General features: G+C 42.2%; 27 protein-coding genes and 1 other annotated feature. All 27 genes read right to left on the reverse strand.

Going from position 1 to position 22961, the window contains the following annotated elements; genetic code table 11:
- Positions 1–54 precede the first annotated feature (54 nt).
- Positions 55–936 carry a prephenate dehydratase gene (pheA, locus tag QT711_RS04160; RefSeq protein ID WP_317942250.1) on the reverse strand — a complete coding sequence of 294 codons (882 nt, stop codon included), beginning with the start codon at positions 934–936 and terminating at the stop codon, positions 55–57.
- Positions 937–1086: 150 nt separating this feature from the next.
- Positions 1087–1542: an ACT domain-containing protein gene (locus QT711_RS04165; RefSeq protein WP_317942251.1), complete on the reverse strand. Its 456-nt coding sequence runs from the start codon at positions 1540–1542 to the stop codon at positions 1087–1089.
- Between the two features lie 39 nt (positions 1543–1581).
- On the reverse strand, positions 1582–2874 hold the full coding sequence (gene obgE, locus QT711_RS04170; RefSeq protein ID WP_317942252.1) for a GTPase ObgE: 1293 nt from the start codon (positions 2872–2874) through the stop codon (positions 1582–1584).
- A gap of 11 nt (positions 2875–2885) precedes the next feature.
- Positions 2886–3404, reverse strand: coding sequence for a Spo0B domain-containing protein (locus tag QT711_RS04175; RefSeq protein WP_317942253.1), 519 nt, complete (start codon positions 3402–3404; stop codon positions 2886–2888).
- A 398-nt stretch (positions 3405–3802) separates the two neighbouring features.
- Positions 3803–4093, reverse strand: a complete 291-nt coding sequence (gene rpmA / locus QT711_RS04180) for a 50S ribosomal protein L27 (protein ID WP_041075331.1) — start codon at positions 4091–4093, stop codon at positions 3803–3805.
- A gap of 12 nt (positions 4094–4105) precedes the next feature.
- On the reverse strand, positions 4106–4432 hold the full coding sequence (locus QT711_RS04185) for a ribosomal-processing cysteine protease Prp (RefSeq protein ID WP_317942254.1): 327 nt from the start codon (positions 4430–4432) through the stop codon (positions 4106–4108).
- A 6-nt stretch (positions 4433–4438) separates the two neighbouring features.
- Positions 4439–4747 carry a 50S ribosomal protein L21 gene (gene rplU / locus QT711_RS04190; protein WP_317942255.1) on the reverse strand — a complete coding sequence of 103 codons (309 nt, stop codon included), beginning with the start codon at positions 4745–4747 and terminating at the stop codon, positions 4439–4441.
- 13 nt (positions 4748–4760) lie between these two features.
- Positions 4761–4834, reverse strand: a sequence feature (ribosomal protein L21 leader region).
- Between the two features lie 39 nt (positions 4835–4873).
- Entirely contained in the window at positions 4874–5488 is a 615-nt protein-coding gene (locus QT711_RS04195; protein ID WP_317942256.1) for a M50 family metallopeptidase, read from the reverse strand.
- Complete coding sequence (locus QT711_RS04200; RefSeq protein ID WP_317942257.1) at positions 5485–6036, reverse strand: peptidoglycan DD-metalloendopeptidase family protein; 552 nt, start codon at positions 6034–6036, stop codon at positions 5485–5487. The genes QT711_RS04195 and QT711_RS04200 overlap by 4 nt, the downstream gene beginning before the upstream one ends.
- Positions 6037–6211: 175 nt before the next feature.
- Positions 6212–7009: a septum site-determining protein MinD gene (gene minD / locus QT711_RS04205; RefSeq protein WP_317942258.1), complete on the reverse strand. Its 798-nt coding sequence runs from the start codon at positions 7007–7009 to the stop codon at positions 6212–6214.
- 1 nt (position 7010) lies between these two features.
- On the reverse strand, positions 7011–7682 hold the full coding sequence (gene minC / locus QT711_RS04210; protein ID WP_317942259.1) for a septum site-determining protein MinC: 672 nt from the start codon (positions 7680–7682) through the stop codon (positions 7011–7013).
- Positions 7683–7719: 37 nt separating this feature from the next.
- Positions 7720–8223: a rod shape-determining protein MreD gene (gene mreD / locus QT711_RS04215; RefSeq protein ID WP_317942260.1), complete on the reverse strand. Its 504-nt coding sequence runs from the start codon at positions 8221–8223 to the stop codon at positions 7720–7722.
- Positions 8220–9119 carry a rod shape-determining protein MreC gene (gene mreC / locus QT711_RS04220; RefSeq protein ID WP_317942261.1) on the reverse strand — a complete coding sequence of 300 codons (900 nt, stop codon included), beginning with the start codon at positions 9117–9119 and terminating at the stop codon, positions 8220–8222. Before mreC ends, mreD begins: the two co-directional genes overlap by 4 nt.
- A gap of 20 nt (positions 9120–9139) precedes the next feature.
- Positions 9140–10156 (reverse strand): rod shape-determining protein, encoded by a 1017-nt coding sequence (locus tag QT711_RS04225; RefSeq protein ID WP_317942262.1) that lies wholly within the window; start codon positions 10154–10156, stop codon positions 9140–9142.
- A 236-nt stretch (positions 10157–10392) separates the two neighbouring features.
- A complete protein-coding gene (gene radC, locus QT711_RS04230) occupies positions 10393–11070 on the reverse strand; it encodes a RadC family protein (protein WP_317942332.1) in 678 nt (225 codons plus the stop codon).
- Positions 11071–11083: 13 nt separating this feature from the next.
- Positions 11084–11698, reverse strand: a complete 615-nt coding sequence (locus QT711_RS04235) for a Maf family protein (RefSeq protein WP_317942263.1) — start codon at positions 11696–11698, stop codon at positions 11084–11086.
- 94 nt (positions 11699–11792) lie between these two features.
- Positions 11793–12461 (reverse strand): hypothetical protein, encoded by a 669-nt coding sequence (locus QT711_RS04240; protein ID WP_317942264.1) that lies wholly within the window; start codon positions 12459–12461, stop codon positions 11793–11795.
- Positions 12462–12550: 89 nt separating this feature from the next.
- Positions 12551–13306 carry a prepilin peptidase gene (locus QT711_RS04245; RefSeq protein WP_317942265.1) on the reverse strand — a complete coding sequence of 252 codons (756 nt, stop codon included), beginning with the start codon at positions 13304–13306 and terminating at the stop codon, positions 12551–12553.
- Positions 13306–13986: a pilus assembly protein PilO gene (locus QT711_RS04250; RefSeq protein WP_317942266.1), complete on the reverse strand. Its 681-nt coding sequence runs from the start codon at positions 13984–13986 to the stop codon at positions 13306–13308. The genes QT711_RS04245 and QT711_RS04250 overlap by 1 nt, the downstream gene beginning before the upstream one ends.
- Positions 13979–14638: a fimbrial assembly protein gene (locus tag QT711_RS04255; protein ID WP_317942267.1), complete on the reverse strand. Its 660-nt coding sequence runs from the start codon at positions 14636–14638 to the stop codon at positions 13979–13981. The genes QT711_RS04250 and QT711_RS04255 overlap by 8 nt, the downstream gene beginning before the upstream one ends.
- A 2-nt stretch (positions 14639–14640) precedes the next feature.
- The gene (gene pilM / locus QT711_RS04260) at positions 14641–15594 is read right to left on the reverse strand and encodes a type IV pilus biogenesis protein PilM (RefSeq protein ID WP_317942268.1); all 954 of its coding nucleotides are present in this window, start codon (positions 15592–15594) and stop codon (positions 14641–14643) included.
- 17 nt (positions 15595–15611) lie between these two features.
- Positions 15612–16028 (reverse strand): type II secretion system protein, encoded by a 417-nt coding sequence (locus QT711_RS04265; protein WP_317942269.1) that lies wholly within the window; start codon positions 16026–16028, stop codon positions 15612–15614.
- Positions 16029–16148: 120 nt separating this feature from the next.
- Positions 16149–17360 carry a type II secretion system F family protein gene (locus QT711_RS04270; protein WP_317942270.1) on the reverse strand — a complete coding sequence of 404 codons (1212 nt, stop codon included), beginning with the start codon at positions 17358–17360 and terminating at the stop codon, positions 16149–16151.
- Between the two features lie 2 nt (positions 17361–17362).
- On the reverse strand, positions 17363–18400 hold the full coding sequence (locus QT711_RS04275) for a type IV pilus twitching motility protein PilT (RefSeq protein WP_317942271.1): 1038 nt from the start codon (positions 18398–18400) through the stop codon (positions 17363–17365).
- Between the two features lie 10 nt (positions 18401–18410).
- Complete coding sequence (locus QT711_RS04280) at positions 18411–20069, reverse strand: GspE/PulE family protein (protein WP_317942272.1); 1659 nt, start codon at positions 20067–20069, stop codon at positions 18411–18413.
- A 17-nt stretch (positions 20070–20086) separates the two neighbouring features.
- Complete coding sequence (locus QT711_RS04285) at positions 20087–21475, reverse strand: VanW family protein (protein WP_317942273.1); 1389 nt, start codon at positions 21473–21475, stop codon at positions 20087–20089.
- Positions 21476–21544: 69 nt separating this feature from the next.
- Positions 21545–22960, reverse strand: coding sequence for a hypothetical protein (locus QT711_RS04290; protein WP_317942274.1), 1416 nt, complete (start codon positions 22958–22960; stop codon positions 21545–21547).
- Between the last annotated feature and the right edge of the window lies 1 nt (position 22961).

Raw genomic sequence — 22961 nt, forward strand, 5'->3', positions numbered from 1 at the left:
CATTAAGAAACTTATTGGACGCTAAAAATGAAAAACCTCCAAGCTAATTTACCATTAGCGTGAAGGTTGCTGTTCAAACGAATAATAGGAACCGAATGAGCGGACGTTGCAATTCAACGCTGCCAGTTCTTCCATGGCACCTTGCATCATCGGATGGTCTTCGTGTTCCAACACATCGATTATGAAAAAGTAGTTTCCTAAGCCAGTTTTCAACGGCCGTGATTCAATTTTACTTAAATTCAATTTCCGCCATGCAAATACAGATAAGATTTGATGAAGCACCCCGGAACGATCATCTTCAGGCAGTTTTACCATGAAGGTCGTTTTAGGTTTTTCCTGATGGCCTTCAACTTCCAAAAACCCTTTCCGTAATGACAACACAACAAAACGTGTGTGGTTAAAATGAAAATCGTGAATGTTTTCTTCCGCAATATGTAAGTTGTATTTTTCTGCCGCTAAACGATTACCGATTGCCGCGATGCGTAAATCTGGATTTTCAGCAACGTATTTAGCAGCCGCTGCCGTCGAAGTCGTTTGCAATAGCGGTGTACGACGGTAATGGTATTGCAAATATTTATGGCATTGTGCAAGTGCATGTGGATGCGACTGGATAGAATCCAATTTGCTTACTGCATCTTTCTGACAGTTGTTCACCATTAAATGCTGTTCAATCGGCGTGGAAATTTCTGCATTTATGTATAATTCACTTCCATGAAATAAATAATCGATCGTCATTGGCACGGAGCCTTCCAATGCATTTTCGAGTGGGACAATTGCATATGCCACTCGTCCCGCTGTCACCGCTTCAATACAATCTGGTATCGTCGGTTGAGGCACCAATCCGTCTGTTCCAAACAAATATGATGCTGCCACATGCGTGAAAGATGCTTCAGGCCCTAAGTACGCTACAGTTGGCTTATAATCAATGTTTCGCATCGTCTATCTTCCTCCAAATCCAGAACACCTTATGTAGTAAATTCATTTGATGAAAGTTATTGTAAATAGAAATTGCTGTACTATTGTTCCACTTGCATGTCCACCCGCTTTTACAAGCAGGTGGGCTGACAAGTGTTTTCCATTCAGCTTTTAAAGGGCACCTGAACTAACTAAATGGACCGAGTCGATAAAACTCGGTGTTTTTAATTTTTGCATGAATTCTTCCAGCTTGATGAGCATTTCGGTAACATCCAATGACAATGTGATATTCGCACGGCCTTGCACAGGAATTGTCTGGTGGATCGTCAAAACATTGCATCTCGTTTCAGCAATTAGTTGAAGCAATGTTGCAAGCGACCCTTTTTGATCTTCCATTTGAATAAAAATTGTCAACACTCGTTCACGTGCAATCGATTCAAACGGAAAGACTGTATCTTTGTATTTATAATAGGCACTACGAGAGAGTCCAACACGTCTCGTTGCTTCCTGAATCGTCTTCTCTTCCCCGCTTGCAAGCAGACGCTTCGCTTCAAGCATTTTTTGCATCGATTCGGTCAGTACATCTTCTCGTACTAAATAAAACTGCCCTTCCCCCAATGGCTTCATGTCATGCCTCCTAGCAGTGTTTCAATCAAACATGAATGCTTATTCTAAGAACTCAAATTCAAAGTCGAGAATCCGTACCGTATCTCCGTCTTTTGCGCCACGTTCGCGAAGTGCATCATCGATTCCCATACCACGCATTTGACGTGCAAACTTCCGAACAGATTGATCGAAATTGAAATCGGTCATCTTGAATAGGCGTTCAAGTGCATAACCGGATAGAACGAACGCTCCATCATCATCACGTGTAATTTTAAAGTTTGCCGTTTCAGATTCATGTTTATAAAGAACAGAGCGATTTTCATCCTCCTCTTCAATTTCGTGCATCGGAAATTCAGGTGTTGTCTCAAGAAGTTCAACAACTTTGAACAATAACCGATCCAATCCTTCGCGTGTAATCGCAGAAATCGGGAAGATCAATGCTTCTTCATCATTCAATTTTTCTTTAAATTGAACAAGGTTCTCTTCAGCATCCGGCATATCCATTTTGTTTGCAACGATGACTTGCGGACGTTCCATCAAGCGAAGATTATATTTTTCCAGTTCTTCATTAATGGTGACATAGTCTTCATACGGGTCTCGTCCTTCCAAACCGGACATATCGACAACATGAATAATGACACGTGTTCGTTCAATATGACGTAAAAACTGGTGACCTAGACCAATCCCTTCGTGCGCCCCTTCAATTAAGCCTGGCAAATCCGCAAGAACAAACGTATTGCCATCTTCCAACTCAACCATTCCAAGATTCGGGACAAGTGTTGTAAAATGATAATCAGCAATTTTCGGTTTTGCTGCTGAAACGACAGAGAGCAACGTGGACTTCCCTACACTTGGGAAACCGACTAATCCGGCATCCGCTAATACTTTCAATTCAAGGATGATCTCTTTCTCTTCCCCTGGTTCTCCTTTTTCCGAAAGCTCAGGTGCAGGGTTTTGAGGTGTCGCAAAACGGGAGTTCCCTCGCCCACCGCGGCCTCCTTTGGCGATAACAGCAGTTTGACCATGTTCCACTAAATCGGCAATGATATGCCCCGTCTCTGCGTCTTTGACAATCGTCCCAGGTGGTACTTTGACAACAAGATCCTTGCCACCTTTTCCATGCATATTCTTCGTTGCTCCATGTTCCCCTCGTGTCGCTTTAAAATGACGTTGGTAACGAAAGTCCATTAACGTACGCAATCCTTCATCGACGATAAAAACGACATCCGCACCTTTACCTCCGTCTCCACCAGCAGGTCCTCCATAGGCGATGTATTTCTCTCTGCGGAATGCGACCATCCCATCGCCGCCATTTCCACCTTTTACATATACTTTTACGTGATCGACAAACATGTATTTTCCTCCTATCGTCCACTTAGCGTGAACGTCCATTGCTGCTCTTGCTTCGACTCGCGTACAAGAAACCCTCTCTGTTCATGTACGAATTGCGGGATATGTGTAAGTGATCCTGTTACTGTCAGCTGAATCGACCATTCTTCAGATGTAGCTTTGACGAGTACATCGATATGATAGTCACTGAGTGGATCGACGCCTTCTTCAATCGTCTTCAATAAAGCTTTCAAATAAGACACAACGGCTTCATCCTCGACAGCCCGTGGCCCCGCTTCAATATGACACGTCAGTGATTTTGAAAAAACCGTATACATCCAATCGAATGTACTTAGCAAAAGTTCCGTTTCAGGCAATTGAAGCTTCTCTAACAAGGAAACGTGCCGCATGCGTTCTGTTGTTTCCAACAACGTCTTTCTTGCTTCAGCTGTTTTTCCAAGATCCAAATAAAGAAGCATGAGCTGTAACTCATTCAAAAAATCGTGCCGTGCAAATTTCAATGCACTTCCTATTGTAAGATTTTCGGACCCCATTTTATCACCGCCAGAGTTTCATACTATACAGTATAGCATTTTGACCTTGTGATTCGTCAAAAAATAAAAAGGACTGCACGGTAAAATGCAGTCCTCAGCCTGTTGACAAACGCTCGCATCCGTTGTTGCTCGTCTCGCTCGTCCGCTCATGAACTTTAGTTCTATTCGCGTCTTCGCTCGCCTTCGCGCGGGCCTGCACGACGCAGGTCATGCAGTCGTTGGGACAGGACGTCCCGAACTTAGACTGCCTACTACCGGACAAGCGTTTTCAATCAGGCTGAAGGATTCCTATGTACTATAAATTTCAGTAAAAAAGAGTGTAGACAAAGTCCAAATCAACTTTGTCTACACTCTGAATACTGCATGGTAAAATGCAGTCCTTTCTAAATACGATACCATTAAGCTTCTTGAGCTACAGGGTATACACTAACTTTTTTCTTGTCGCGGCCAAAGCGTTCGAAACGAACAACGCCGTCAACTTTTGCAAAAAGTGTATCGTCACCACCGCGACCAACGTTTTCACCTGGGTGAATTTTTGTTCCGCGTTGACGATAAAGGATAGAGCCGCCTGAAACGAATTGTCCATCAGCACGTTTTGCGCCAAGACGTTTCGATTCGGAGTCACGACCGTTCTTTGTAGAACCTACTCCTTTTTTCGATGCAAAAAACTGGAGATCCAAACGTAACATAAGTGCCACCTCCTATCGGGAAAAAATAAGTTTTATATGTTGCCCGTAATCTTGTTCAATCGTCTGTAATGAAACAATCATCGCCTTCACGATCAATTGGATTTCTTCATCTTTTTCCGTTTCGGGAAACTCCACTTTCAAATACCCTCCGTCCGAGCCTTGTCGGATATCAGGCGTGATGCCAGTGAGTGCAATAATTGCATTGACAGCTCCAAAAGAAACTGCAGATGCACCTGCACAGACGAGATCTTTTCCATGTTCAGCGTAATCGGCATGGCCTTTCATCTCAAAAGAGGCGATCCGGCCAGATGGTTGTTCATTAATCATGATTTTGATCATGCCGGCTTACGCGTTGATGCCTTCGATGACAACTTTAGTGTATGGCTGACGATGACCTTGCTTTTTGTGGTAGTTCTTTTTCGGCTTGTATTTGAATACCGTGATTTTCTTACCGCGACCATGCTTAACGATTTTAGCCGTTACAGAAGCACCTTCAACGAATGGCGCGCCAACTTTCACGTCATCTCCACCTACGAATAGAACTTTGTCGAATGTTACAGTTTCCTCAGCTTCGCCGACTACTTTCTCAATGTAGACTTCTTGGCCTTTTTCGACTTTGATTTGCTTTCCACCAGTTTCAATAATTGCGTACATACTTGCACCTCCTCTATAGACTCAGACTCGCCTTCAAAGGTGATCCCGAAAGATGCTTGTACCTTATCAGTGCGGTTGTAGCACGGGTGCTACAAACAATAACAGTAAAATATTATCACGTCTACGCTATGGCGTCAACTGTTTTCGTATCAACTTCTCATAAGCTTGTTCATATTTTCGAAATTGAAAAGCGGACACATTTTGGCTCAGTAGAAAAAGAGCTAGTAATAGGAAAAGAATCGTCTCTGGCATTCTAAAAGACATGAAAGCAATGCTGAATAGCAGCGCGAAAATTGAGAAAAGCAAGTACCCCGTTCTCACTTCATATTTTTTGTCTGCCGTTTCAAGAAGCGCACTTATAGCTTGTCCACCGTCAAGTGGTAAAATGGGTAGTAAATTTATGAGTAAAATTGCGAATTGAATATGCACAACTTGCTCATCTCCTGGAAATGAAAACACCATTGCTAGGAGAAGGACCATCATGGTAGCAAGTGGTCCACTGATCGCTACAAAAATCCGTTGCATCTTTCCATGCATAAAGCGATTATGAATTCGTAACTCTCCACCATAAGGCATTATTGTACAAGATTGCACGCTCATTCCACACATTCGTGCTGCAATTAAATGACCTGCTTCATGGAGAAGTAGCGATATGAAAATGAGCGCATAATAGGACAGACCTCCAGTAAAAGCTAAGAAGAGAAAAAATGGGGCAAGTATCGGATGTAAACGAAACTTCATTCGTTCGTATCCGAGAAATAAGTAGCTAATACACCCGCTTCTAAAATAACCCCTTCTCTTTTCACTTTCAAATAGATGGCTTCTTCATCCATCAAAGCGAGCGTGTCCCCTTTTTTCACAGTTGAATACGGCAACTTTTGAATGGATCCTACAAACCCATATGTCACCTCATCACCATCATCATAGAGCACGGTTACAGTCTTACCGGATTGCCGCGTAGAACCTGTAAACACAACAAGTCCGTCACCTTGAGCTGTAATCGGCATCGCGTGTGTATACGAGACAATTACCCCGTCTTTATACGGTTGCATCGATTCGTATGCAGCAAATGGCAGTTCTTCCACCGGCTCCGCGGATACAACAATTGCATCTTCATCGTCATTATCTATCAATGAAGATACCCATTTTTTCATGACGATAAAGTCCTTTCCAGTTGTTATATATTGGGTTATCGGTTTGTTCACGACGCCCATCTCTTCCAACTTAGCAAAGCTGAACACACCAATTGCCAAAAGAATAGCAAGAATCCATTTCGTCTTCCATTTCACCCCGTCACACCACCTTTTTTCTCAGTATATGATGGGACGTTCGGGAATATTATGGGCAAAAGACTTGAAACAATCTTTTTGTCAGAAAATTTATTAGCAAATCTACTTCATAAAGCCTGCCAATTTTTTAGCGCAATAATAAAAACCCCTGACAGGTCATGTCAAGGATTTGTGTTCACTTTACAAATAATGATTTTAATTTCCCGAAAAAGCCTGCTTTCCCTTCATCCAGCGACATTAGCGGCACCGATTCACCTAAAATACGGCGGGCAATATTCCGGTAACCAATTGCAGCAGGATTGGAAGGGTCCATCACGACTGGTTCCCCTTTATTTGATGAAGAAATGACATTTTCATCGTCCAACACGATTCCAAGTAAGTCGATGGATAAATGCGTCGTAATCTCATTGACGTCTAACGCATCTCCACTATTGACGAGGCGGCTTTTAATCCGATTGATGATCAGTTTAGGTGGCTCGATCTCTTCTTGCTCCAATAAACCGATGATCCGATCAGCGTCTCTGACAGCAGAAATTTCAGGTGTCGTGACGACGATTGCACGGTCAGCCCCTGCAACCGCATTTTTGTACCCTTGCTCAATACCGGCTGGACAGTCAATTAAAATGTAATCATAATCTCTCTTCAACTCGGTAATTAATTCCTTCATTTGCTCAGGAGTAACCGCATTTTTATCGGTTGTCTGCGCTGCGGGTAATAAAAACAGCCCTTCTTCAAACCGCTTATCCTTCACAAGTGCTTGGTGAATTTTACACCTACCTGCAATGACATCCACGAGATCATAGATGATCCGATTTTCAAGCCCTAAAATGACATCCAGGTTACGCAGTCCGATATCCGTATCAACGAGACAGACTTTCTTACCTTGCAGAGCCAATGCAGTCCCAAGATTAGCAGAGGTAGTCGTCTTTCCGACTCCTCCCTTTCCAGACGTTATGACAATTGCTTCTCCCACACTAGCTCCCTCCTTTAAATGTTGACAAATTAGGTCGGAGAATCCGAAGCTCCTGCAAACGATCTATGGCGATGAAGCCATTTGGATGAATGTACGCACACTCCATCTCAGGTTGCTCAGACAATACTGTCAGTTCATCCGTCATCGTTTCCATTTTATCTGCTATCATCAAATGCGTTGCTTCTAGCCAAGATGCTGCAATGACAGCCTCCTCATTGCCGTTCGCACCCGCATGAGCGATCCCTTTCAGTCGTCCTAATATATAAATGCTTCCAGCAGCAACGACACGTCCATTCGGATTGACATCACCGATAACGACAAGGTCTCCGTCAGCCTTCACCACTTGCCCAGATCGGACAATTCCAATGAACGTTTCGGATTGGTTCTCCAAAATTTTTCGATTGCTTTCTTCAATTGAAATGACTTCACTTTGAATCTTCGAAACCTGTAAATGCGGTGATTCATGGACGACATTCATGATTTCCTTTAGTTCTTCTTCGTTACAGTAGCGATTTCCAATATGGATTTTCACTTCAGCAAGACCGTCCAGACTATTTTCGCTCACTTTATTGCGGAGTTCTGCAAGCATGTCCGAATAAGCGCATTTGTCGTCTAGTCGGAGGACAAGTCCGTCTTTTGTCCCTTTTATCGTTACATAGTGCTGTTTCGTCATTTGCGTCCCTCACAATTTCTTGTTTATAGACCGGTGTTTAGTAGCTCTCTCTTATTAGGAGTCGTTTGAAGAAGTACCCAAACATCCCAACAAAAATTGTATTAGCAATCATTGTAGGAACGAGTCGACTCACGATGAATTCTTCAAACCCTATTGACGTGAGGGCAATGACACTTGCGAATGAATAAGAAAGTAACTCAAGCAATGCAATCATCACTAAAGACAGCACCATCACCGTCAAAATGTGGCGGTGCACTTGTCGGATAATCAAATACGCAAGATAACATAGTACCGGATATAAAAAAGTATATACTCCAATAATATCAATGTGATACATATCATACAAGAGTCCAAATACGATTCCATAGTAGATTGCTCGTTTACGATTGAAGTAAACGGCGATAAAGATTAAATAGACGATGACTAATCGTGGTACAAGGGTATATTCTACATGACCAATCGAAACCGGCGAAAACAGACTGAAAACAGGTTCCAAAAAAAATAACACGACAGCAATAAGAGGGATTATGAACCTAATCACGATCCATCGTCCCCCTTGCCGTCCGAAGAACTCGCTCCGTCAGTGCCTTCTTTTGGTTCTGTTGTGGATACCCGATCTGCCACCATCACATGATCGAGCATCGAAAAATCGGCAGCCGGACGGATATATGCCAATTTTGTCAACCCAAAGTCATCTGTGGATACTTCAGTCACTTCTCCAATGTATAAACCTTTAGGGAAAATCCCACCAAGTCCTGACGATTCAACTTTTTGACCTTCCTTCACTTCAAAGTTGGAATCGATTCGTTTCATAATCAATTCGCCACGCGTCGTGTCATATCCTTCAATCAAGCCAAAAATAGGTGTCTCTCCCGGAATCATCGCTGAAACCCGGAAATTTGGGTTTTCCGTGGATAGTAATTCAACCGTAGACGTGAACGCACTTTCAAGTACGACTTTCCCAACTAAACCGTTTGCTGTAATGACAGCCATATTCAGTCGGACGCCGTGTTCAATTCCCTTATCAATGATAATTTTTTCCTCCCACTGATCAGGGTTTCTCGAAATGACGGTCGCATGAATCGGATTATAATCCCGTAGACTATCTTGCTTACCGACGATTTCACGCAATTTTTCATTATCCGCTTTCACGTCCAATAATTCGGCTTGTGTAGCGGCATATTCTTGTAGTCTTGCTTTTAAACTCTTGTTTTCTTCATATGTATTCAATAGTCCATCAATCTTATCCAAAGTGCCGGTTAAGTAATGTGCCGGTTTCGAGAACAACGATTGACCGAAACCGACAACATCTTTAACAATTTTTTCTGGAAGGGTGGCATTCTGCCTGTCCCGAAGAGAGAAGGAAATCAATGCCACTAGGACGATTACGCCTACAAGCAATAAAATCAACCGTTTATTTGAAAAAAATCGTGGCATTGCATAAATCCTCCCTCAAATTATCGAACTTGCATTTTCTTAATCAACTCAAAATTATCGAGTGCTTTCCCTGTCCCGATTGCCACACAATCCAATGGATCCTCAGCAATGAAAACAGGCATATTCGTTTCATCAGAAATAACCTTGTCCAAATTGTCGAGTAACGCACCGCCACCAGTCAGCACAATTCCACGTTCCATGACATCTGCAGACAATTCCGGTGGTGTCGCTTCTAACGTTTTCTTAACACCTTCGATAATTTGTAGAATCGACTCACGGAGCGCTTCAACAATTTCATCTGAAGAGATTTCCAACGTTTTCGGCAGACCAGTCAATAAATCACGACCACGAATCTCCATCTTCTCAGCTTTGTTTGATACTTTCGCTGAACCGATTTCAATCTTAATGGCTTCAGCAGTGCGTTCACCAATCGTCAAATTATACACTTTACGAATGTAGCTAATAATTGCACCATCCATGGAGTCTCCACCAATGCGGATTGATTCGCTAGTGACAATACCGCCAAGTGAAATAACCGCTACTTCAGTCGTACCCCCACCTATATCGACGACCATGCTTCCTGTAGGTTCCCAAACAGGCAAATTAGCGCCGATTGCTGCTGCAAAAGGCTCTTCGATTGTATACGCATCTTTTGCGCCAGCTTGTCTTGCAGCGTCAATAACCGCACGTTGTTCAACAGATGTAATACCAAATGGTACACAAACCATTACGTTGGGCTTTTTCCAAGAACTACCCGCAGCTTTTGTCGCTTCACGCATATAATGCTCGATCATCGCTGTCGTAATTTCAAAATCCGCAATGACACCATCTTTCATTGGACGTGTTGCTACAATGGAGCCTGGTGTCCGGCCAATCATATTTTTAGCAGCCGAACCGACGGCTACGATTTCATTCGTAACAGTATTTTTTGCAACGACAGAAGGTTCACGAAGAACAATCCCTTTTCCTTTAATAAAAACCAATGTATTAGCTGTGCCGAGGTCAATACCGACATCTCTAGATCCTAATCCAAACAAATTTGTTCTTCCTTTCTATTCGACCGCTTAAATATGGTCTTCTTCAAATCATAAACCACATTATAACGGATTGGCGAACAAATTCACAGTGTCAATCGTTTTAGCTGACAGATTAATAAGTGTGTGAACGATTTCCATTACTCTTAGACTAGTTAAAAAACCTTTTATTTATTGGCTTTATGACGTTTTTTGTGATTTTATGTCGAATTGTAATCTACCAAAATAGGCGTTTATTTCTAGTTCATATATCCTTTTTCCTTCAAGCTGATGAATTTATGATCCCCGATGATGACATGATCGAGCAAGTCGATGCCGATGATCGAACCTGCTTCCACTAACCTTTTCGTCACCTCGATATCTTCGGGTGACGGCGCGGGATTCCCGGAAGGATGGTTGTGCGCAGCAATGATTGAAGCTGCTGAACGTTTTACAGCTTCGCGATAAATCTCGCGTGGATGTACAATCGATGAATTTAAACTACCGATGAAGATTGTCTGTTTATGCAACACTTCATTTTTCACGTTCAGAAACAAAACGACAAAATGTTCTTGCAAAAGCGAAGACATATCAGTCATCAAATAAGCTGCTGCATCTTCGGGAGACCGGATGACATAACGCCCCTCGGAATGTTTCTGATAAAGTCGCTTTCCGATTTCCACGGCAGCAAGAATTTGGACAGCCTTTGCTTGTCCAATACCTTTAACAGCCATCATCTCTTCGACGGTCGCGTCTCTTAAATCTTGGATTTTATCAAAAGTTTTTAGGATGCGGTTTGCAAGCATGAGAACGGATTCCTCTCGTGTACCTGTCCGCAAAAGAATCGCAACAAGTTCTTGATTCGAAAGGCTTGCCGCCCCTTGTCGAATCAGCCTTTCACGCGGTCTGTCAGCGATATGTACATCCCGGATCATCATTTGTTTTTTCACGTCAACTGTCAAGGAAATGTTCACCCTCCTTCAAACGGATGTGCCCTTCTTTCCTTAACAGCTCAACTAGCTTCGACAAAGGCAGACCGACAACATTTAAATAATCGCCTTCTATTTTTTCAACGAGCAATGCACCAGCTGTTTGGATGCCATATCCGCCAGCCTTGTCCATTGGATCCCCCGATTGGACATAAGCATGTACTAATGCTTCGTCAATGGAGCGGAACGTCACTTTCGTTTCTACCGAAAATAATTTCGACTTTCCACCTTCCAGTAAACAAACACCTGTAAAAACTGAATGTGTGTTACCGGAGAATTCCTTCAAAAACGCTACCGCCTGTTCTGCTGATGAAGGCTTCGGATAAATCGCTCCTTCATAGACGACAATCGTATCTGCAGCAATGACGAGCGCCTCGGGATGATTTTCTGCAACGACGGAAGCTTTCTTTACTGCCAACTGCTCCACATACCTACCAAAATCTTGTTCAATCAATTCGATATCTTCCTCTGCATGACTGACTTGCACGTCAAAAGGAATACCTGCTAACGTCAACAATTCCTGCCTTCTTGGTGAGCCAGATGCTAAAATGATTGGCTTTTGTACAGTGAACTTCACTTTACTCCCTCCTTTTTCTTTATCATATACGAGGAGGTGGCAAATGAAAATTTTCTCTAAACGGCCAAAAATTAATAATGGACTGGAAAACTTATCAAAAACTGATTTTGGCACACCCATCTTTATGTGTATAATGAGCTAATAATTGCAAACGAATCACTTGCAAATCTGACGTAAACGCCGTCACAGCAACCAAATTCTTTCTAAAGTCTGCCACACCTTTTTCGTCAGACTCCCCTTCTCCTGAGGTCGTCAAAATTTTAATTTGCGCTAAATCGGTCTCACTTAACGCTTTCGTCAATTTCCCAGCTCCGATTGCTGAACAAGCCGATGTTTCAGCATAAAACGGTTTTCTGAATGTCCCTTCCGCTTCACTGACAATCAACTCATCTTCCGCAAGGCCGATTGCACTCCAAACAAAAAATTGACCGTCCGCCTCAATGACAGCCGCTTTTGCTAATGCAGCGTCTGTTGCAATGAATTCTTTTGCCGCGTCTGCTGATGAGAAAACACCATGTTGTTTCGCAACCATTTTCAACGGATCGCCAGTTGGTACCACATCACCTGAAACCGGAGTCTTCTCCTCTTCTCCCTTTTTTTCCGGTTGCGTGGCAACTCCCTTCTCCACTGCCTGTTCTTTCCCTATTCCACTTGTCCCGACAATGACAAAGCCAACGATGGCAACAGCCGCAATGCCAATCACTACTCCATGGATCATTGCTGCCAGAACTGTCATTTTCGAATATTTCTTCTTAAAATTCACGTCTGCTCACCTCGTTTTAAGCAACCATATCAAAACAAACATGAAAAAGAACAAGACGTATGTCGCCTTGTCCAAAGAAATTTATCGACCTAAATGAATAAATGCTGATACCAATCGACAAAGTCTGCTCCCCAAAAGTATGCAACGATGGCCGCAATTGCAATTGAAGGACCAAATGGCACTGGCGTTTTTCGTCCTTTACCCGTCTTTTTAAGGATATAAATCCCGACGACAGAACCGATGAGTGAGGCAAGGAATAGCGTAACGAGTGTATTGATGGTACCTAACACAAGACCAATGACAAAGAACAGTTTAATGTCTCCGCCACCCATGCCACCTTTCGACACAATCGCTATTAGAAATAACACACTAAATCCAACGGCTGCCGCAAGCAAACTGTCCCACCACGGACTCGTCGGAATGATCCATCGACCGATAAGAAAAGTAATAGCGAACGGAAGAAGCACTTTATCAGGAATAAGCATGTACGCAATATCCGAAACGGTAATGATTACGAGCAATGAAATGAATAAAATCGCAATGATTAACTCCAACTTAAAACCGATTTGCACATACGCAAGTGCATACAATCCTCCCGTCACGAACTCCATAAATGGATAGATCGGGCTAATCTTTGTCCCACAACGACGACATTTCCCCTTTAAAAAGATAAAAGAGAGAACAGGGATCAGATCGATCATTCCGAGCTTCTTCCCGCAATGTGTACAGTGCGATGGAGGGGTAATGATTGATTCCTTTTTCGGGACACGTAAGCCAACGACGTTGAAAAAGGAGCCGAAGATGCATCCATAAATGAAAAATACACTTCCCCATAATACAGTCATTACTCTTCCTCCATCGACGGAATTGGATTGATAGGCGTAGGATCTTTTTTAGAGGACGGTTCCGGTGCATCGACTTTCGGCGACTCTTCTAGAAGTTCCACAAGGTCTGGTCGATAAAATGCGCGAAACGTGACTGTCAAATCCATTAGCACATCGTCGTCATTACTCGTACGCTCTTCAACAGGCGCAGAGAATTCAATCGATTCCACAACAACAATTCGCTGCAATGCTTCAATTTCCTCGATAAAGCGATCCACTTTGGAATAAGCATCAGCTTGTAAATGCACTTCAGTCAGCAACGCGTGGACTTTTTCGACTTCTTCAGGAGAATTGTCCAACACGGTTTCATCTAAAGTGAAATTTACTTCATGTACGAACGTGTCAGACTTAACTTCTGCTTCATGCACTTGTAGAAGTAGTTGGTCTTCCAAAGGTTTGACAGGAACTCTTTCTTGTAAGGTTCTTGAACTAAACGTTTTCTCTCCAACCTGTTGTGCTTCTTGGCGTTGCAATGCGAAAAGGATATCTCGTTCGTTAGTCAACGATTGAATTGCTTGTTCATTCGCCTGTTTTGCAGGACTGTACAGTTTACCGTACGAATATGCTCCGAGTGCTAGTAGAAAGAGGGCAGCTAATCCAATGAGTGCTTTTTCCTTTTGCCGTTTCGTCAAATTACTCATCCGCGTCCACCTCTCCATCCACTTCCTCTATGTCGGTTTCCTCTATCTCCGTTTCCAAATCCGGATTAGCGTCCTCTGTTTCAATAACCATTCCGCGCTCGTCTACAAATTCGACAACGTATGTCGCAAGGAAACGCGGAAGGACGTTTTCATTCTTACCGTCACCTTCCTCCAACTCCTCGGCAACTAAAGATTCGATCATCGCTGTGTTCACAAGCGATGAAGCTTGAATACGTGTCAAATAATGCGCCGCATCCTGTTTATCATCAAATTGAACCGCGATTGTGGCCTGATTCGGAGCAGTAAACTGGAAAGTAACAAAAAAGCCTCTGTCCGGCATTAAGGCAATCATTTCTCGCAGCAATGGTAAAGTTGCAAACTGATAGGATTCTGCCCATGTCACAGTTGCTGCTAACTGATCACGGTCGCTCACTGTATCTGTTGGTTGCAAGCGTTCACGGATAGCTTCTTGTCTAGCATGCAACTCAACAATTTGGCCCTCTACTTGTGTGGTAGACTTCGCCAACTGAAGTGAGCTTATAAAAAAAACAGCCCATAAAAGAAGAGCCGCACCAATTAGTATAAGTGCAGCAAGTAGTAGCGTAGAGCGCTCCCTCTCTTTTTCGGGCAATAAATTAATATCAACGAGCATCTTTACACCTCTTTCAATGCCAATCCGATCGCACGATTGAATGTTGCTGGTAGGTCGCGTCCATCTGCCAGTTGAAATGGCTGTTGCAACAAACGATCAGCCTGGATTGAAAACCGTTGCCGAATAGCTTCTAGTAGTGCATCCATATGATCATACTCCCCATTAACGAGTAGATGGGTAATGGAGGCAGTCCCATTCTGTAAATTATAGCGATAAAAATTCACTAGTTTTTCTAGTTCCATCACGATGGACGTCGGCGTAATGATTGATGCATCCACGTGTCCATCTGTCACAACGGAAAGGTCTGCAGATTGCTGAAGGTCTACAGGACGCATGAACAGTGGATAATGGTGGTGGAAAGTAGAAACCGTTAACTTGCCTTCACCGAGATCCGCGAGCATGACGTGTTCATCACCCGTGAATGCATGCACTTTATGCGCCAATCGGTACAGCGCGAGCGGTCCGATATCGGCAACGACTGGATGGAGCTTTACTTCTTTTAGTACGTGTTCATACTGGTCAAGAATGCTCTCCTTGGACGCGATTAAAATCGCCTCATGGGCAGCAGGGTTCAAATCGCAAGGGACCACATCGAAAACAGGATCATCAAACGGTAAATAAATCGTTGAACCGATTTCAATGAAAAAATGCCCTTTCAATTCATCGGGCTGGATGTCTTCAGGATACGGTACTTTACGGATCATTACATATGTATCAGGGGCAAGAAATTGGACTTCACGCTTGGCGATGCCCCATTCCTTTACGACCCCTTCTAAAATCATCGTTATGTTTTCGGAGTCGACAATTTTGCCCTCGACGATTGTGTTCGGCGGGAGCTGGATTTCTTCAGCCGTGTCGATCACAAGGGGTTCCCGCGACTTCAACCGGACGTAACGGATTGCGTTTTCTTCAATTGTGAGTGTAGCCGGTTGTTTGCGGCGGGAGAATAATTGCATGGTAGGACTCCTTTATATTACTCTTTACTTCCCATTTTCTTTAGTAACTCGTCTTCAGTCATTGTATTACCTGAAGTAGCTTTGTATTTATCGTTCTTAATATCCCCTATTTTAGAATAAGTGACTGTCCAAACACCACTTTCATTCTTCTTAGTAGAATAAGTGCCACCAATATTTTCTAGATAGCCTGATAGATCTGATTGCTCACATTCTGATGCACTCTTGCAATCACCTTGCGTAACTGCTAATTTTGTAGCGGATAAGATATTGGAAGCATCCGCTAGTATTGCTTTATCTTTAGTATTATCAATAACTTTCCCTATCGACGGTACTGCGATTGCTGCGATGATCCCCAGGATGACGATGACGGCTAAAAGCTCGACAAGTGTTAACCCTTTTTCGTTTTTCAAACGTTTTTGTAACCACTTTTTCATTATGAATTCCTCCCTATAAGTGCGTACTTTTGTGTACCTTTTAAGAATAGCAAACTTTCTACAAAAACGGAACTAAATTCCTAGATTTCTTTGAAACTATTTATTTTTCGACAGCATCCGCTACATACTATCTATTTCAGTGAAAATTGTAAACATCGGTAAGAGAATCGAAAGGACGATTGTGCCTACTAGACCGGCTAGTAAAATAATCATTATCGGTTCAATCAGTGCTTTTAAACGATCGGTTGCCGCTTCTACTTCCTTTTCATAGAAATCCGCCACTTTTGCGAGCATGGCGTCGAGTGAACCTGTTTGCTCGCCGATTGCAATCATGTGAGGAATTAAGGGCGGGAATGCCCAGTGTTTGGCCATCGGGTCGGTTAATGAGCCGCCCCGTTCTAAAGACAACCTGGACTGTGCCACGACACGCGCTATTACTTCGTTTTCGACGATTTTCTCCGTCATGGATAATGCTTGTAAAATGGGCACTGAACTTGTAAACAATGAACTTAAAGTTCGTGTTAAGGTTGCAAGTGCGGATTTTTTTAATAAATCTCCAAATATCGGAATGCGTAATAAAAATGAATCTAACAGGAATTTGCCTTCTTTATTGCTACGTAACAGTAAGAAACCAACAATGAGTCCAGCGACTAGTAGCACAAATAAGTACCAGTACGCCAACAAGAAGTCGCTCGCTTTTAGCACAAATTGTGTGAGCCATGGTAATTCTCCACCGATACTCTCAAACAAGTCGACAAACATCGGTACAACGAACGATAAGAGGAATATGACGACACCGATTGCGACGATTCCAACGACAATTGGATAAGACATCGCTGAAATGACTTTTTGTTTTGTACGGTGAGCCTTTTCGTAGTGCTCTGCCAACCGATCCAATGAATCGTCAACAGAACCTGATAACTCTCCTGCTTTTACCATATTAATGACCAATGGTTCAAATGCTTTCGGATGCTTCGTAAGTGATTCCGATAATGAACCGCCGCCGCGTAAATCATCGCCAATCGACACTAAGATTTTTTGAAACGGTTTGGATTCCACTTGCATGGACAAGATGCGGATTGATTCAACAATCGTCACACCTGCTCGAAGCAGTGTGGAAAATTGACGGAGGAACATAATGAACTGTGTTCGTTTGATTGGTTTGCCAATATGAATTTCTTTCGTCAATACGGTTTCCGCTTGCTCCGTCAAGTCAGTTACACGGATTCCTTGGCTTTTTAGTTTCATCGCCGCTTCTCTTTTATTCGCAGCCGTTATAACACCTGACTTTTTGGCATGGGCATCTCGGCCTTCATATTTAAAGCGAGCCATCGTTACTCATCACCTTTTAAATAGGGCATGGCGGTTTCATATGAAATTGCTCCTTGTTCAAGCAACTGTTTTACGGAAGATTCCATCATGTGCATACCCATCGCACGGTTTGTTTGGATGACGTTTGGAATTTGGTGTACTTTTTCAGAGCGAATTAAGTTGGCAATTGCAGGGTTTGCAATCATTAATTCGGTTGCGACTTTCCGTCCTTTTCGGTCTGCCGTCTGAAACAACCGTTGAGACAATACCGCTGTCAACACGCCGGCCAGTTGCACGCGTATTTGCGCTTGCTGTCCGTGTGGAAACACGTCAATAATCCGATCGATTGTCGAAGCTGCACTCCACGTATGAAGTGTCGCCAACACTAAATGCCCGGTTTCTGCAGCTGTAATTGCGGTAGAAATCGTTTCAAGATCACGCATTTCTCCTACAAGGATGACGTCTGGATCTTGGCGTAACGAAGCACGTAATCCATCTGCAAACGATTGTGTGTCAAAACCGACTTCACGTTGATCAATGATGGACGATTCGTGGGTATGGACATACTCAATCGGATCTTCCAGTGTAATAATATGTTTGCGCATCGTTTCGTTCATGTAACGAATCATTGCTGCTAACGTCGTCGACTTCCCTGAACCAGTCGGACCGGTTACTAAAATGAGTCCTTGAGGCGTTTGTGCCAATTGTTTTAAAACATTCGGTACTTGCAGGTCGTCAATGGATGGTATATTTGTTGGAATCGTTCGGAATGCGAGTGAGATCGCGCCTCTTTGCTGAAAAGCATTTACCCGAAAACGTGCGATTCCTTTTAATTCATACGAATAATCGATTTGGCCTTTTTCTACGAAAGTCTCATACAACTTCGCAGGGATGGTCGCTTTCGCCACTGCTTCTGTATACGTTTCGTCGACCGGTACATCGCCATAACGCTTCAATTCACCATGCATCCGAAAAACAGGTGGCTGTCCGACAGTTAAATGAATATCGGAAACTTTCAATTCTACCGCTTTTGTTAACACTGCGTTAAGTGTTTCAGTCATACTATCGCCTCTATTCGATAAGTGCTACACGAAGCACTTCTTCGGTTGTTGTCATACCTTGTTGTACTTTTTCGAGTCCGTCGTCTATTAAGAAGATAATGCCATTACGCATTGCAATTTCACGAAGGTGTGCAGGTGTTCCATGATTATTAATGACTTCCCGCATTTCATCATTGATGACAAGTACTTCGTGAATTGCAATTCTGCCGCGATATCCCGTCATATTGCAAGCTGCGCAACCAGGTCCTCGAACAATCGTTTCAATCGACTTCCCACGTTTTGCAAAAATCTCTTTTTCACGATTTGAGGCTGGCATCGGCTTGCCACAATCCCGACAGACGCGCCGGATAAGACGTTGCGCGACAATTGCATTGACAGAAGCTGTTACTAAAAACGGCTCCACACCCATGTCAATTAAACGCGTAATTGACGCAATGGAATCATTCGTATGAATCGTACTTAATACGAGATGCCCAGTGAGGGAAGCGCGGATTGCAATTTCAACAGTTTCCCGATCACGGATTTCACCAACCATCACAATATCAGGATCTTGCCTTAAAATTGAACGTAAACCATTTGCAAACGTCAATCCGACCGTAGCATTCACTTGAATTTGATTGACCCCTTCAAGCTGGTATTCGACAGGATCTTCGACGGTGATAACGTTCACTTCTTCTTGGTTGAGCCGATTAAGTGCCGCATACAATGTCGATGATTTCCCTGAACCCGTTGGCCCTGAAATTAAGACAATCCCATTTGGCCGTTCGATTTCTTGTAAAAATCGTTTCATGTTCACATCACTGAATCCTAATTTCGTCAAGTCGTTCAATGAACTGCTTAAATCCAAAATCCGCATAACGACCTTTTCTCCGAAAACAGTCGGCAAAGTAGACACACGCAAATCAATCGGTCTGAAGTCAATCGTCACTTTAATGCGCCCGTCTTGTGGTACACGGTGTTCCGTAATGTCGAGACTCGAAAGGATTTTAATCCGGGCGATGAGCATCGCTTGCATATGTTTCGGCAAATACCTTTCTGTTTTCAGCATACCGTCTATGCGAAAACGGATGACAACTTGATGTTCTTGGGGGTCAATATGTATGTCGCTCGCCTTTTGTGTAATTGCTGAAGATAGAATTTGATTGACTAGACGAACAATCGGCGAATCCAAATCCGTCAATTCATCTTGTTGCTCTTTTGCATCATCCGGCTGATCGATGAAAAACTCTTCTAATGAATCGTCGTCATAGTACTTAGAAATTGTCTTTAATATATCGTCTTTCGACGCGATGGCGGTTTCAATATGGAATCCTGTTGATAATCGCAAATCATCTACTGCTAAATAGTCCATCGGGTCAGACATTGCGACAAACAATCGATCTCCTTCCGCTTTAAGGGGTACGAGTAAATTGCGTTTCGCAAAGTCCTTAGGGACAACATTGAACAACTTTGGATCGAAAGGGTATCTGAATAGATTGACGTGGGGAATGCCTAACTGGAATTCCAATACTTCAATCAATTGCTGTTCCGTAATATAGCCTCTTTGTAAAAGCGCGTCCCCTAGCTTCTGATCCCTTGGTTTTTCTGCCAATGCAGTTTGAAGTTGAGCGTCTGTTATCAGTGCGGATTCAACGAGTAAATCGCCTAACCGTTTTCGTGTTGTCGCCATTTGCAACCCCCTCTAATTCACTTACTTGTCAGCGGGAGACCGCTTTTATCATATTCCGGCTCGTTGTTGCCGTGTTGATTGTTTTCACCTGTTGCAGGTGGTTTTTCAACGGGTCTATCAACTTGATTACCTACTGAAGAACTATCCTGCCCACCGTCATTGCTACCTTCGTCCACAGTTGCAGACCCTCCACTCGTTTCATTTTGTCCACTTTCCCCTGTAGCTGAAGAATTCTCATTCGTTGTGTTATTTGTATTCGAAGAGGTTTTCTCACTTTGTAATGGATGTAGTTCAACGCGTGCTTGGGGAGCATAAAAGTCTTTTGCAATTAGCTCTGTTGTTACGACATCGCCATTATGTGAAATTGTGCGATGGACAGTCGCTTCCACACCTTCTTTTCCTTCTTTCGCAAGAACGACTTGTCCACGATTAACGAACGCGCTGTATTGTATGATCGTTCGAAAATCGAATTTCTCTTCCTCCAAAACAAATGGTTCGTACGTGTAATAAAAAGGAAGTCCTTCAATGGACAGATGGTAGTCCCCATTCTGCCATGTTGTTTTTAGAATGAAAGTTGAGCGATTCGGGTTTGTAAATTTCAAATCCAGATTCAATGCTTCATTGATCGTTGCATCAAAACCGATTTTCACATCATTGGATAGACTGGTACCAATCGTTCTTTCATCGATTGTAAAATTTGTTTGAAGGACTGCCGTATACAAGGAAGAGGCAATCATGTGCAATTCATCTTCTGTTAGTGCACCTACACTAGATTGTGTGAGCAGTTCAAGTAATGAAATGGTTTCAAAAGGTTCAATCGTCAGTTCATTTAGCGCTTTTATTGCTCGACTAAAAGATGGACTCACATGACTCATTTCATAAGTAGCTGTAGCGACCTCGGCCATTCTCTTATCTTCTTCTTGTATGTAGTCGACCAAGTCAACTGTTTGAGGGATAATTCCTGTTACCAATTCCCCTTCAATTCCTTTAGCAATTGCCGTGATGGATGCGTCAGATAACGACAAAATTGCAAGTTCATTGCGTAATACCGTCTCTAGTCCTTCCTGATTCACGTGCGCAATGATTGGATTGTCCTTCCCTGATTCAGCTTGCTCGATGGATTGCTCAACATCAAAAGAAATGAGCTCTTCAGGAAGTACGAACGAATAGTCTTGGTACATGACATCGACTTGCATTTGTTGTTGTAACAACGCAAAATCTGTGGCAAGCTGCTCCTTTGCCTTCTTTACTTTCACATTGGATACGGAGAACGGACCAACATACGTATGATCAGAAAATTCCTTTGTTGAAAAAATAGAACTAGCAAGCACATTTGTGGCGTTAAGTGCGTATATTGCTGAAGCTATAATGACCACGATGCTAACTCCAATGATTGATTTTCTCATCATACACCTCTCTTATTATATAAAAGATGAATTATACTAAAAGCTTAAAAGACGATATTTCAATTCTAATCAATAGTTTACATCCAAATCATATTCCCAATTTTGCTCATTGGGAGTTGAATTGCATAAGTATTTCAATTCATCTTTTGTTACTTTTTCGATGCGTTTGTCATTTATATAACTGTTTATTGTACCATTTGTAATAATATTTTTTGTTATAAAAAGTTTACTCCCTGTTTCAATTTCCAAACCTTTTGAACCATAAATAAAATCATTCCCAACGCATACTCTTGAATTTCCACTGATTATCGTTTTCCCTTTTGGATGTTTGAAGTTATCATTAATATACACGTTAGAATTATTAAATTTTACGTCAGTATTGCCGTTTCCAGATACCTCTAGGTCATCCCCAACATATACAGTAGATTTAAATATGTTTAACTTGTTTGTATAAATTAAATTCCCTTTAACAAAAAGCTTACTACTTTCCAATCGATTGAGTTTATCTGTAATTAAATTCGAGTCAGTTACGATTATCGAGTTAGACAAAGGCTCCCCTTGCTTAAGATAAAATTCACCTTTTGAATATATCTTTATTCCAGTCGCACCCTTCAACATAATATTCTCAATATTACCATCAACATAGATTTCGCTATTATTAAAGTGGTGTGAAATAGCCCCGTTCCAATTTTTATTTCCAACAAAATAAATTTGTGAATTATTGGCAGATTCCAATTGAGTTTTTGAGGTTCCAACACAAGGGCTATTAGTAATACTTTTATCACAATTCACTTTAGGTCTTTCAATAAATGATAGGGGATTCTCAAGTATATTAATATTACTTGGTAATTCCGTCCCTTGTTCTACAAACATATCAGGAATATAGAATATCAAGTTTAGATTGAGAAAACTTTCTTCCCCTTTATAATTACCTTCTATCTCCCCTTCAATAACCAGATAATAAGTTAGATTATTGTTGTTGTTGATAGATTGTACTCGAACACCTTGGTTGTCCAAAAGTTTCAAATCTGAAAAAGTGATCTTTGAATCTCTACTATTAACAATTCTGCTGTTTAGCTCCTCTCCTTCATCTAAAATAAAATTTTCAAGACCTTCAAGTTTTTTTTTCAGACTTATAGCAACTTCTCTTTCATATTCGTTTGATTTAGCTCGTATCTCTTCTATTTTCCTGACTTCACTAATCTTTTTACTCATAATTTCTTGCTTATCTATTGTAAATTGTTCATATAAATGATTCCATACGTCTTTTTTTTCTTTAAAGAAAACATTTTTATACTTATTTTGATAATAATCCACACCCATCTCAGCCGCCACGACGGATAAATGATTCATATCTACTTTCTTTTCTTGCTTTGCATTGCTAATAGAACCTTTGATGAATACAGCGCTCGCGAGGAGAATAAAAAATATTAAAAATAGAACGAGCAATAATGCGTAACCTTGTTCATTGGTTGTCCTTTTCATC

The organism is Sporosarcina saromensis (assembly GCF_033253735.1).
Lineage (GTDB): Bacteria > Bacillota > Bacilli > Bacillales_A > Planococcaceae > Sporosarcina > Sporosarcina saromensis.

Coding starts and splice junctions, on each gene's coding strand:
- QT711_RS04270 (WP_317942270.1), bottom strand. CDS start 17,360: ATGGCTCGCTTTAAATATGAAGGCCGAGATGCCCATGCCAAAAAGTCA.
- QT711_RS04245 (WP_317942265.1), bottom strand. CDS start 13,306: ATGACTGTATTATGGGGAAGTGTATTTTTCATTTATGGATGCATCTTC.
- QT711_RS04175 (WP_317942253.1), bottom strand. CDS start 3,404: ATGGGGTCCGAAAATCTTACAATAGGAAGTGCATTGAAATTTGCACGG.
- pilM (WP_317942268.1), bottom strand. CDS start 15,594: ATGCAATTATTCTCCCGCCGCAAACAACCGGCTACACTCACAATTGAA.
- mreC (WP_317942261.1), bottom strand. CDS start 9,119: ATGCCACGATTTTTTTCAAATAAACGGTTGATTTTATTGCTTGTAGGC.
- QT711_RS04165 (WP_317942251.1), bottom strand. CDS start 1,542: ATGAAGCCATTGGGGGAAGGGCAGTTTTATTTAGTACGAGAAGATGTA.
- QT711_RS04290 (WP_317942274.1), bottom strand. CDS start 22,960: ATGAAAAGGACAACCAATGAACAAGGTTACGCATTATTGCTCGTTCTA.
- QT711_RS04265 (WP_317942269.1), bottom strand. CDS start 16,028: ATGAAAAAGTGGTTACAAAAACGTTTGAAAAACGAAAAAGGGTTAACA.
- QT711_RS04195 (WP_317942256.1), bottom strand. CDS start 5,488: ATGAAGTTTCGTTTACATCCGATACTTGCCCCATTTTTTCTCTTCTTA.
- rpmA (WP_041075331.1), bottom strand. CDS start 4,093: ATGTTACGTTTGGATCTCCAGTTTTTTGCATCGAAAAAAGGAGTAGGT.
- obgE (WP_317942252.1), bottom strand. CDS start 2,874: ATGTTTGTCGATCACGTAAAAGTATATGTAAAAGGTGGAAATGGCGGC.
- minC (WP_317942259.1), bottom strand. CDS start 7,682: ATGACGAAACAGCACTATGTAACGATAAAAGGGACAAAAGACGGACTT.
- QT711_RS04185 (WP_317942254.1), bottom strand. CDS start 4,432: ATGATCAAAATCATGATTAATGAACAACCATCTGGCCGGATCGCCTCT.
- QT711_RS04285 (WP_317942273.1), bottom strand. CDS start 21,475: ATGAGAAAATCAATCATTGGAGTTAGCATCGTGGTCATTATAGCTTCA.
- QT711_RS04275 (WP_317942271.1), bottom strand. CDS start 18,400: ATGACTGAAACACTTAACGCAGTGTTAACAAAAGCGGTAGAATTGAAA.
- radC (WP_317942332.1), bottom strand. CDS start 11,070: ATGATGATCCGGGATGTACATATCGCTGACAGACCGCGTGAAAGGCTG.
- QT711_RS04250 (WP_317942266.1), bottom strand. CDS start 13,986: ATGAGTAATTTGACGAAACGGCAAAAGGAAAAAGCACTCATTGGATTA.
- pheA (WP_317942250.1), bottom strand. CDS start 936: ATGCGAAACATTGATTATAAGCCAACTGTAGCGTACTTAGGGCCTGAA.
- rplU (WP_317942255.1), bottom strand. CDS start 4,747: ATGTACGCAATTATTGAAACTGGTGGAAAGCAAATCAAAGTCGAAAAA.
- QT711_RS04280 (WP_317942272.1), bottom strand. CDS start 20,069: ATGGCGACAACACGAAAACGGTTAGGCGATTTACTCGTTGAATCCGCA.
- QT711_RS04255 (WP_317942267.1), bottom strand. CDS start 14,638: ATGCTCGTTGATATTAATTTATTGCCCGAAAAAGAGAGGGAGCGCTCT.